General features: G+C 64.2%; 12 protein-coding genes and 1 tRNA gene. 11 read left to right on the top strand and 2 right to left on the bottom strand.

Going from position 1 to position 10,595, the window contains the following annotated elements:
* The first annotated feature begins 89 nt into the window (after positions 1 to 89).
* The 5 genes from PKE44_RS09485 (at position 90) to speD (ending at position 4,026) form a co-directional block, all read left to right on the top strand.
* On the top strand, positions 90 to 674 hold the full coding sequence (locus PKE44_RS09485; protein WP_324550438.1) for an aminodeoxychorismate/anthranilate synthase component II: 585 nt from the start codon (positions 90 to 92) through the stop codon (positions 672 to 674).
* Between the two features lie 88 nt (positions 675 to 762).
* Positions 763 to 1,791, top strand: coding sequence for an anthranilate phosphoribosyltransferase (gene trpD, locus PKE44_RS09480; protein WP_324550436.1), 1,029 nt, complete (start codon positions 763 to 765; stop codon positions 1,789 to 1,791).
* Between the two features lie 6 nt (positions 1,792 to 1,797).
* Positions 1,798 to 2,595, top strand: coding sequence for an indole-3-glycerol phosphate synthase TrpC (trpC, locus tag PKE44_RS09475; RefSeq protein ID WP_324550434.1), 798 nt, complete (start codon positions 1,798 to 1,800; stop codon positions 2,593 to 2,595).
* A 64-nt stretch (positions 2,596 to 2,659) separates the two neighbouring features.
* Entirely contained in the window at positions 2,660 to 3,076 is a 417-nt protein-coding gene (locus PKE44_RS09470) for an OsmC family protein (protein WP_324550432.1), read from the top strand.
* A 167-nt stretch (positions 3,077 to 3,243) separates the two neighbouring features.
* Positions 3,244 to 4,026: an adenosylmethionine decarboxylase gene (gene speD / locus PKE44_RS09465; protein ID WP_324550442.1), complete on the top strand. Its 783-nt coding sequence runs from the start codon at positions 3,244 to 3,246 to the stop codon at positions 4,024 to 4,026.
* A 27-nt stretch (positions 4,027 to 4,053) separates the two neighbouring features.
* Here speD and coq7 read toward each other — a convergent pair whose 3' ends face one another.
* Positions 4,054 to 4,701 (bottom strand): 2-polyprenyl-3-methyl-6-methoxy-1,4-benzoquinone monooxygenase, encoded by a 648-nt coding sequence (gene coq7 / locus PKE44_RS09460; protein WP_324550430.1) that lies wholly within the window; start codon positions 4,699 to 4,701, stop codon positions 4,054 to 4,056.
* A 143-nt stretch (positions 4,702 to 4,844) separates the two neighbouring features.
* On the opposite strand from coq7, the gene PKE44_RS09455 reads away from it, so the two are divergent.
* The 6 genes from PKE44_RS09455 to PKE44_RS09430 all read left to right on the top strand — a co-directional run bounded on the left by PKE44_RS09455 (position 4,845) and on the right by PKE44_RS09430 (position 10,302).
* A complete protein-coding gene (locus PKE44_RS09455; protein ID WP_324550428.1) occupies positions 4,845 to 5,165 on the top strand; it encodes a (2Fe-2S) ferredoxin domain-containing protein in 321 nt (106 codons plus the stop codon).
* A 240-nt stretch (positions 5,166 to 5,405) separates the two neighbouring features.
* Positions 5,406 to 5,834 carry a 50S ribosomal protein L13 gene (gene rplM, locus PKE44_RS09450; protein ID WP_324550426.1) on the top strand — a complete coding sequence of 143 codons (429 nt, stop codon included), beginning with the start codon at positions 5,406 to 5,408 and terminating at the stop codon, positions 5,832 to 5,834.
* Positions 5,835 to 5,866: 32 nt separating this feature from the next.
* Positions 5,867 to 6,262 carry a 30S ribosomal protein S9 gene (rpsI, locus tag PKE44_RS09445; protein ID WP_324550423.1) on the top strand — a complete coding sequence of 132 codons (396 nt, stop codon included), beginning with the start codon at positions 5,867 to 5,869 and terminating at the stop codon, positions 6,260 to 6,262.
* Between the two features lie 63 nt (positions 6,263 to 6,325).
* Positions 6,326 to 6,399: transfer RNA gene (locus tag PKE44_RS09440), tRNA-Gln, on the top strand.
* A 544-nt stretch (positions 6,400 to 6,943) separates the two neighbouring features.
* The gene (locus PKE44_RS09435) at positions 6,944 to 7,930 is read left to right on the top strand and encodes an AAA family ATPase (RefSeq protein ID WP_324550421.1); all 987 of its coding nucleotides are present in this window, start codon (positions 6,944 to 6,946) and stop codon (positions 7,928 to 7,930) included.
* Between the two features lie 167 nt (positions 7,931 to 8,097).
* Positions 8,098 to 10,302, top strand: coding sequence for a S8 family peptidase (locus PKE44_RS09430; protein ID WP_324550440.1), 2,205 nt, complete (start codon positions 8,098 to 8,100; stop codon positions 10,300 to 10,302).
* Here the strand turns inward: PKE44_RS09430 and PKE44_RS09425 are convergent.
* Positions 10,263 to 10,595, bottom strand: a 333-nt coding sequence (locus PKE44_RS09425; RefSeq protein WP_324550419.1) for a hypothetical protein, incomplete at its 5' end; no start/stop codon positions are given. The genes PKE44_RS09430 and PKE44_RS09425 overlap by 40 nt on opposite strands.

Below are 10,595 nucleotides of genomic sequence, written 5' to 3'. Positions count from 1 at the left end.
GCGAGCGAATGGGAGGAAACCCTGAACAAGGGCCGCGCGATCTTCCGCGCCGCCGCACTCGCCGGCCGCGGCTTCGGAGGCTGACGATCATGCTGCTGATGATCGATAACTACGACTCGTTCACGTACAACCTCGTGCAGTACTTCGGCGAACTCGGGGCCGACGTGCAGGTGTTCCGCAACGACGGCATCACGCCCGACGAGATCGAGCGGCTGGCGCCGGCGCGCATCGTGCTGTCACCGGGGCCGTGCACGCCGAACGAGGCCGGCATCTCGATGGCGACGATCGAACGCTTCGCCGGGCGCATCCCGATCCTCGGCGTCTGCCTCGGCCACCAGAGCATCGGCCAGGTGTTCGGCGGGCGCATCGTGCGCGCGAAGCAGGTCATGCACGGCAAGGTCTCGCCGGTGCATCACAGCGGCCAGGGCGTGTTCGCCGGTCTGCCGAGCCCGTTCACGGTCACGCGCTACCACTCGCTGGTCATCGAGCAGGCGACGCTGCCCGAGTGCCTGGAGGTCACCGCGTGGACGGCCGGCCCTGACGGGTCGATCGACGAGATCATGGGCGTGCGCCACCGGACGCTGGCGGTCGAGGGCGTGCAGTTCCACCCGGAATCGATCCTGACCGAACACGGCCATGCGCTGCTCGCGAACTTCCTGAACGCAGCGGCCTGAGGCCGCCTGCGCGGCGGCTCCGGCGTCGGGCGGCGCCGGGGCAGGCCGCGCGCCAGCTTCCCGTTTCCTCCAAACCCGAGGGTTCGACATGGACATGCAGTCCGCCATCCGCCGCGTCGTCGAGCGCCAGGATCTCAGTGGTGACGAGATGCGTGCGGTCATGCGCATCGTCATGACCGGCGAGGCCACGCCGGCGCAGATCGGCGGCTTTCTGGTCGGCCTGCGCATGAAGGGCGAGACCGTCGACGAGATCGCCGCCGCCGCGCAGGTGATGCGCGAACTGGCGACCCCGGTGCACGCGCCGGGCGGGCACGTCGTCGACATCGTCGGCACCGGCGGCGATGTCTCCGGCAGCTTCAACGTCTCGACGGCCGCGGCAATGGTCGTTGCCGCTGCCGGCGGTACGGTCGCCAAGCACGGCAACCGCGCCGTCAGCGGCAAGACCGGCGCGGCCGACGTGCTCGAAGCCGCCGGCGTGCGGCTGGATCTGACGCCGGCGCAGGTCGAGCAGTGCCTCGCCGAGGTCGGCGTCGCCTTCCTGTTCGCGCCGCAGTACCACGGCGCCATGAAGCACGCGATCGGTCCGCGCCGCGAGATGGCGGTGCGCACGATCTTCAACGTGCTCGGGCCGCTGACCAACCCGGCCGGCGCGCCGCACGAGCTGATGGGCGTGTTCAGCCCGGCGCTGGTCGAGCCGCTCGCCGAGGTGCTGCTGCGCCTCGGCTGCCGGCATGTGCTGGTCGTGCACGGCGAGGACGGGCTCGATGAAATCTCGATCGGCGCCCCGACGCTAGTCGCCGAAGGGCGCGACGGCCGGGTGCGCAGCTACACGATCGCGCCCGAGGACTTCGGCCTGACGCGCGCACCGCTCGATGCCATCCGCGTCGGCTCGCCGGCCGAATCGCTGGCGCTGATCCGGCGCGTGCTCGCCGATGAGGCCGGCCCGGCGCGCGACATCGTCGTGCTGAACGCCGGCGCCGCGATCCACGTCGCCGGCCTTGCCGCGACGCTCGCCGAAGGCGTCGCGCGCGCACAGGCGGTGATCGCCAGCGGGGCCGCCGCCGGAAAACTCGACCAGCTCGTATCCTGCACCCGACGCCTGCGCGACACGGAGTAGTCCATGATGGCCAGCCTTCCCGACATCCTGAAGCAGATCATCACCCGCAAGCACGCCGAGGTCGCCGAGCGCAGCGCAGCGCTGCCGCTCGCGCAACTCGCCGCCCGTGCCACGGCCGCTCCGGCACCGCGCGGCTTCACCGCGGCGCTGCGCGAGAAGCTCAACGCCGAGCTGCCGGCGGTGATCGCCGAGGCCAAGCGCGCCTCGCCGAGCAAGGGCCTGCTGCGCGATCCCTTCGATCCGGCCGCGATCGCCGCGAGCTACGAACGCCACGGTGCGGCCTGCCTGTCGGTGCTGACCGACCGCGACTACTTCCAGGGCCACGAGGACTACCTCGTCGCCGCGCGCGCCGCCTGCACGCTGCCGGTGATCCGCAAGGACTTCATCGTCGATCCGTATCAGGTGGTCGAGGCGCGCGCGATCGGCGCCGACTGCATCCTGCTGATCGCCGCCGCGCTCGAGGACGAGCCGATGCGCGCGCTGCACGATCAGGCGCGCGCACTCGGCATGGACGTGCTGGTCGAGGTCCACGATGCCGAGGAGCTCGAACGCGCGCTCGCGCTCGATCTGGACATGGTCGGCATCAACAACCGCAACCTGCGCAGCTTCGAGGTCTCGCTCGACACCACGCTCGGCCTGCTCGCGCAGATCCCCGGCGACATCCTCGTCGTCACCGAGAGCGGCATCCTCGAACGCGCCGACGTGGCACGCATGCGCGAGGCCGGCGTGCATACCTTCCTGGTCGGCGAGGCCTTCATGCGCGCGCCGGACCCGGGCGCGAAGCTCGCCGAGCTGTTCGCGTGAGGGCGGCCGCGCCGTCGCCGCCTTGCCGGTTTCCCCGTTCCCGTCCCCTACGGAAGTCCCTGCGATGAAAGCAAGCGTCAAGTGGCTCGACAACATGACCTTCGTCGGCGAGTCCGGCAGCGGCCACGCCGTGATCATGGATGCCGCGCCCGAGGCCGGCGGCCACAACCTCGGCGTGCGGCCGATGGAGATGCTGCTGATCGGCACCGGCGGCTGCTCGGCGATCGACGTGATGCTGATCCTGAAGAAGTCGCGTCAGGACGTGACCGACTGCCGCGTCGAGCTCGACGCCGAGCGCGCCGAAACCGACCCGAAGGTGTTCACGAAGATCCGCATGCACTTCGTCGTCAGCGGCCGCGGCCTGTCCGAGAACCACGTGCGCCGCGCCGTCGACCTGTCGGCCGAAAAGTACTGCTCAGCCTCGATCATGCTCGGTCAGGTCGCCGAAGTGACGCACAGCTACGAGATCATCGCCGTCTGAAGCCCCGGATCGCCGGCGTTGTGCCGGTGCCAAAATGCCTTTGCCGCCGATGACTTGTCATCGGCATTCGGTATACTCGCGCCTTTTTTAAGCCAGCCCGGCCCGACATGGCCGGCAACGGAGGAAAAGCCGCGGTGAAACCGAAGCCACTGCCCCGACTGAAGCTGATGGGGTTCAACAACCTCACCAAGACGCTGACGTTCAACATCTACGACGTCTGCTACACCGAGACGGCCGAGGAGCAGATGGCGTATCTCGGCTACATCGACGAGATGTACAGCGCCGCACGCCTGACCGACATCCTCAGCAACGTCGCCAACATCATCGGCGCCAACATCCTGAACATCGCGCGTCAGGACTATCAGCCGCAGGGCGCGAGCGTCACGATCCTGATCTCCGAGGAGCCGATCGCCGCCGGCCAGCTGTCGAACTCGACGCGTCCCGGTCCGATGCCGGACACGGTCGCCGCGCACCTCGACAAGAGCCACATCACGGTGCACACGTATCCGGAGAGCCATCCGGAGAACGGCATCAGCACCTTCCGCGCCGACATCGATGTCTCGACCTGCGGACGCATCTCGCCGCTGAAGGCGCTGAACTACCTGATCCACAGCTTCGACTCCGACATCGTCACGCTCGATTACCGCGTGCGCGGCTTCACGCGCGATGTCGAGGGCAGGAAGCTGTTCATCGACCACAAGATCAACTCGATCCAGAACTACCTGGTGCAGGAAACCCGCGACCGCTACCAGATGATCGACGTGAACGTCTTTCAGGAGAACATCTTCCACACGAAGATGATGCTGAAGGACTTCGATCTGAATAACTACCTGTTCAACAAGGACAAGCACGACATCGCGCCGCGCGAGCAGGTACGGCTCGAATCGCTGCTGCGCCGCGAGATGGCCGAGATCTTCTACGGCAAGAACCTGCGCCGCGGCCTGTCCTGAGGCGCAGGGCCGGTTTCAGACCCGCTTTCAGATCCAGTACGTCGTGCCGGTCATGACCTTCGCGGTCATGCGCATCGCCAGGCGCACCGGCAGCGGCAGCTTCGCGCCGCCGGCGGCGAGCGCGTGCTCGGCGTGGCGATGCTCGTCGACCTTCATCTGCCCGACGATCGCGCGGCTCTCGGTGTCCTGCGCGGGCAGGCGTTCGAGGTGGCTGTCGAGGTGGCGCACGACCTGATGCTCGGTCTCGGCGACGAAGCCGAGGCTCCAGCGGTCACCGGCGCGTCCGGCCAGCGCGCCGATCGTGAACGACGCGGCGTAGAACAGCGGATTCAGCACGCTGGTATGCCCGCCGAGCGCCTGCACGCGCCGCTCGCACCAGTCGAGATGGTCGTACTCCTCGGCCGCCGCGCGCTCCATCTGGCCGCGCACCTCGGGCAGCCGCGCGGTCAGCGCCTGCCCCTGATACAGCGCCTGCGCGCAGATCTCGCCGGTATGGTTGACGCGCATCAGCCGCATCGCCTCGCGCCGCTCGGCCTCGCTGAGCGGGCCGGACTGCTCGCCGGCCGCCGGGTTCGGGCGTTCCGTGACCGCCGGCGGTCCGAACACCGTGCGCACGGCCTGATCGAGCGTGCCGAACAGGTGGTCGAGCGGTGAGTACTGGCGACGGGTGGGCATGGCGGCGGGCTCCTGTTGCAGCGCAAGGTCCGGCCATCCTAAGCCCGGTGCCGCACCGGCGGAAACCCGGCACGGCGGTGCTGGCCGCCTGCCGGCACCGGCGCGATACTCGGGCGCTCCCCGCCGCTCACCGGAGCCCCCCCATGGCCAGCCACTACCGCCACCACGTGTTCTTCTGCACCAACCTGCGCGAAGGCGACGAGCGCCCGAGCTGCCAGCGCTGCAACGCCAGCGCCGCGCGCGATCACGCCAAGGCGCGCGTCAAGGCGCTCGGCCTCGCCGGCCCCGGCAAGGTGCGCATCAACAACGCCGGCTGCCTCGACCGCTGCGAGGAAGGGCCGGTCATCGTCGTCTACCCGGAGGCGGTCTGGTACACCTACGTCGATCATGACGACATCGACGAGATCGTCGACGAGCACCTCGCCAACGGCCGCATCGTCGAGCGCCTGCGCCTGCCGGACTGAAATCACAGCAAAATCAGCCCTCCGCGCACGCAGCGCGGCCGGACAAAAGGCTTGTCACCCGCGCCGGGCCTGATTACTATGCGCGCCCTCGACCGGAGCGCAGGCCCTCGTGCCGTGCCCGGACACCGAACCGATCCAGATTCCATCAGATCGAAACAGAATTCCCGAGTCCCGCACCAGCAGCGCGGTCGACGCCGGCAGCGGCAGCGATCCGGATCGGGGCTCATTTCCGGAGTGAACATGAAGACCTTCAGCGCCAAGCCGGCGGACGTCAAGCGTGACTGGTTCGTCGTCGATGCCACCGACAAGACCCTCGGCCGCCTGTCGACCGAGATCGCCCGCCGCCTGCGTGGCAAGCACAAGGCCGAGTACACGCCGCACGTCGACACCGGTGACTACATCGTCGTCGTCAACGCCGAGAAGATCCGCGTCACCGGCAACAAGGCGCAGGACAAGGTCTACTACAAGCACACCGGCTACATCGGCAACATGAAGGCCTTCACCTTCGAGAAGATGATCGAGCGCGCCCCGCAGCGCGTGCTCGAGATCGCCGTGAAGGGCATGCTGCCGAAGAACCCGCTGGGGCGTGCGATGTTCCGCAAGCTCAAGGTCTTCGCCGGCCCGACCCACCCGCACGCGGCCCAGCAGCCGCAGGCCCTCGACATCTGAGCCCCGCGGCTTCCGAGACAAGGTTTCAGGACATGGCTGACAATCAGTTCTACGGCACCGGCCGTCGCAAGACCTCGACCGCCCGGGTGTTCCTGCGCACCAACGGCAAGGGCGACATCGTCGTCAACGGCCGTCCGCTCGACATCTACTTCGGTCGCGAGACTTCGCGCATGGTCGTGCGCCAGGCGCTCGAAGCCGTCGACGCGCTGGGTCGCTTCGACTTCTACATCACCGTCGCCGGTGGCGGCATGACCGGCCAGGCCGGCGCGATCCGCCACGGCATCACCCGTGCGCTGATGGCCTACGACGAGTCCCTGCGTCCGACGCTGCGCAAGGCCGGCTTCGTGACCCGCGATGCCCGTGCCGTCGAGCGCAAGAAGATCGGCCTGCGCAAGGCCCGTCGCGCGGTGCAGTTCTCGAAGCGCTGATGCAATATTCGTACCGGTCTTGCAGTCTCGCACTGCAATCGGTACGATACGCGGCACGTTTCTTGGGGGATCGTCTAGCGGCAGGACTACGGACTCTGACTCCGTCAACCTAGGTTCGAATCCTAGTCCCCCAGCCAAACACACAGAGCCCGCATCGAAAGATGCGGGCTCTGTCTTTTTTGTGATCCAGCCGATTGCAGCACAGATATCCGGTGACACATGCTTGGGCTCCGGGACATCTGCCAGCAGCAGGGGTTTCACCCACCGCTATCTGAGCCGCCTGATAACGAGCACCGGTGCTGCACGGCGAGGCGCGCGCACTGGACAGTGGAAAACCCAGTTGCACGGGTCGCTGGATGCGAGCTTCGCCTAAGACGCTCGCCGCGTGCGCAAGGGCCATGCACCTGTCACTCTAGCGATGATCCGACGTGTTGCTGCCTTGCTGCGTCAGGAGAAAACCTGCCGACTCAGCATCAAGACCACAGGCACTGGGGGTTAGGTGGGATGAGGACTGGCTGCTCAAGGTTTTGAACAGTTGGATGATTTTATATACGTTTTCCTTGAGGCGCACACCCTGTTCACTATCGAAGAGGGATTGGCGTAATGATGAATCGAATAACATTATTATACGTGCGCATGCCCAGGCAGTGGTTGATGCATGCCAGGAATTAAGGGGGGAGTATGGCTAGCGGAAAACTACTGCGGCAACTCATCAAATCGGGAACAAAAGGCGATGCTTCGGGTTTTCGCGCGGCGTCCGAGGCAGTGATCAAAGAAGAGCGCGAGAAGAACCATCATTTGCTCGCAAACGATCTTGAGCGTTTGCTTTACGGTGATCAGGCAACGGTTGGGAACAGTGCGAAAAAGCTGCAGAGTTTACCCAATCTGCCAATCAATAAAGACAACGGCCTTGCGCTACTAGAAGAGCGAGTCGTGATTCGAGAGGAGAAAGATATCATTCTCTCGGATGCTACGCAGTCGGCACTCGATGAAATTCTGATGGAGCATAACCGGGCGGACGTACTCCGCTCCTATGGCCTGCAACCCGCGCAGAAGCTTTTGTTTTGCGGACCTCCAGGTTGTGGCAAAACGCTGGCCGCCGAAGTCATCGCGCATTCCCTGTCCATGCCACTCGTCCTTGTGCGGCTGGACTCGGTCATATCTTCGTTTCTGGGGGAGACAGCCGCCAATTTGCGCAAAGCATTCGATTACGTCGCTACGTATCCCGTGGTCGCCTTGTTCGACGAATTCGATGCCTTGGGCAAGGATCGTGGCGACAGTGCTGATCATGGTGAACTCAAACGCGCCGTAAATGCTGTATTGCAGATGATGGATGGTTATCGAGGCGAGAGCATACTGATCGCCACTACCAACTACGAGACCTTGCTGGACAAAGCGGTTTGGCGACGCTTTGATGAGGTTGTATGTTTCGAGATGCCGAATTTGGAGCAGATCAAAAGACTGTTGGCACTGAAACTGTCCGGTGTTCGCCGTAACTTCGAACCCGCCGATGGCCAAGTGGCATCCCTTTTCAAGGGCATGTCGCACGCCGACATCGAACGGGTTCTTCGGCGCTCCGTCAAGGAAATGATCCTGTCCGGGCGGGGGTTTCTGGAAAAAAACCACCTCGATACTGCGCTTGCCCGTGAGTACCGTCATAAGAGCTAAGGGATGAAGGAGGAAGCATGCCTTATGAACACTTGCGGTTGGGGCGAGAAGAGTATCAGTCGGATCGACATCGTCGCCAAGATAAACGTCCGCGATTTCAACCTGCCGATCCGAAGGCGCATGGTGCCGCATTAGCCGGGCGGCTTGCGCAGGCGCGGCAACGTGCAATGACAGAAGACGTCGGCGGGTTCGACGACCGCAAACTGCTCAAGATTCGGCTGCGCGCGGGCGACAAAAATGTGCCCGCCTTCGATACCATTCCTGGCGTGGAGATTATCAGCCAGGAAGACGCATCCATTGTGCTGGCATTCGCCACTGATGCCGGCTTGACGGAGTTCGAGAGCCGCTTGGCCACACTTGCCCGTGATGGCGTTGTTACACGCAAAGAACTGTTCTATGTCATCGAAGACTTCGACCGCTGGACACCCAAAGACCGTGCCGGCACGGCCTTGCTTGAGCAAGGATTTCCAGCCACGCCAACCTTCATGCTCGATATCGAACTATGGCCCCAGGAGCGACAAGACAAGCGCCAGGAAATGGTGCGTGCCTTTCTCGACTGGTTGCACGCACAAGGCATTGGGTGGCTGGATGACATCCGGCAACCCTCGCTCGTCATGGTCCGTGTGCGCTGCAACCGTGTGCAGGCCGAGCAGATGTTGCGCCATCGCGATGTGCGCACCGTTGACCTGCCGCCCCGCTTGGGCGTGGCCGTACAACTGCTTCACACTGACATTAACCAGTTTCCTCCAATCGCCTCCCCCTCTGAAGATGCTCCATCCATTGCCGTGCTGGATTCCGGCCTGACGCGTGGACATTCGCTGCTCGGCTCAGCGGTCGGCGATGCGCAGGGCTACCTCGCACCGCATCGCAGTGCGGATGACACCGCTCCCCACTGGCATGGCACGTTCGTCGGCGGGCTTGCGTTGTATGGCGATGTCCAGAGCGTTATTCAGCAAGGGCAGTTCGTCCCGCAGCTTCGCCTGTTCTCCGGCAAAGTGTTCGAAGACGACGGACAAGACCAAACCGAGTTCGTCGAAAAGGCGATCGAGGAAGCCGTGCACGACCTGCATGGGCAATATCGCTGCCGGGTCTTCAACCTAAGCTATGGCGATCTGAACAAGGTATACGATGGCCGCCATGTGCGCGGGCTTGCCTACACGCTGGATCGGCTGACGCGTGAGCTGGGGGTTCTGTTCGTAGTACCAGCGGGCAATTTGTTGTCATCCCGGTTGCCAGCCGATACACGCGCGAGTTACCCGGACTACCTGTTCGAAGACCACGCCCGCCTGCTGGATCCCGCCACATCACTCAACGCCCTGACCGTTGGTGGCCTGAGCCTGAATGAGGCCACGCGCAATGCACAGCGCCGTCCCAACACGATTGAAGATCATGCACTGGCACGGACAGAGCAGCCGTTTCCATTGACTCGCAGCGGCCCTTCCGTCAACGGCGCCATAAAGCCAGATGTGATCGCGCATGCCGGTAATATCGCCGTGCGGCGCATTGGAGGCGGCACAGACCACGCCGGTCTGGGAGTGGTGTCACTTAATGGAAACTTTGTTTCGGGACCTGCTTTCAAGGAAGACATCGGCACCAGTTACGCCGCGCCCCAAGTCGCTCACCGAGCCGCACGGCTATTGGCCGAAGTGCCCGATGCTTCACATAATTTGCTGCGCGCTCTGATAGGTGCCCATGCCCGCTGGCCACACGCCTGCGAAGCGCTGTTGAATCCCGGCAATAATGCCGAAGGCCGTGACAAACTCCTGCGCCTCGTCGGATATGGGCGCGTGGACGATACGGCGCTCTTCCGCTCACTTGATCACACCGTAACCCTGCTGGCCGATGAGCGCATCGGTATCTGCAACGATCAGCATCAATTCTTCGAATTACCTTTGCCAGACCACTTCTGGGGCAGGGGTCGCCGCAGGAGAGAGGTAACCGTTGCACTTGCTTACAGCCCTGCCGTACGTACCACGCGGCTGGATTACCGCAGAACCAAACTGTGGTTTCATCTGGTGACGGCTGGCAGCCTGGATGAGGTAACCCAAGCCTACAGACGAAATCGGGAAGAAGGCATGGGCGAACGCACCAACGGCCGGTGGCTATCCAACGACACTCGCAAGCACGGCACGTTGCAGGTTTCTCGATGGCGCTTCCAGCAGGCGCTGGCCAACGGTCACAAGGTGTTTGTCGTGGTGACCCGACAAGACAGTCCTTGGTCCGATGGGCGCGATGAGCAAGAGCCCTATGCCGTTGCCGTGGTGTTGGCGGATCGGGAGCAGGCCAATGCTCAACTCTACATACAGGTTCAGGCGGCACTGCAAGCCCGTGCTCAGACACGTGCACGGGCTCGGGCTGGAGTTAGAGCTTGATGGCGGCGCTCGAAGCTCGGTGCAAGACCATCCTGAAGAATAAGCCCGCCGAGTGCTTCGTTCCGTTCCTGTTGCCATTGCTCGGCAACATCAATTCCGCCGATCACGCGGCGAAACAGCTTTTTGGAGCCTTCAGAGCCTTCTCCTTCGCAAGCTGCTCCACATTGCGCCGCAGGTGGGGGCCGCGCAATCCACTTGCCGCGCGCCGCCAGTCCGCTGTTCCCGAGGCTGGGCGAGAACGGTAACGCCAGCGCATGAGCCGGTGACCGCCGTGAAGTGCGATCATCCCCGGT

Source organism: Plasticicumulans sp., from assembly GCF_035331805.1.
GTDB lineage: Bacteria > Pseudomonadota > Gammaproteobacteria > Competibacterales > Competibacteraceae > Plasticicumulans.
Note: the sequence above shows the minus strand (reverse complement) of the source record. Positions and strands in the feature narration are given on the sequence as shown.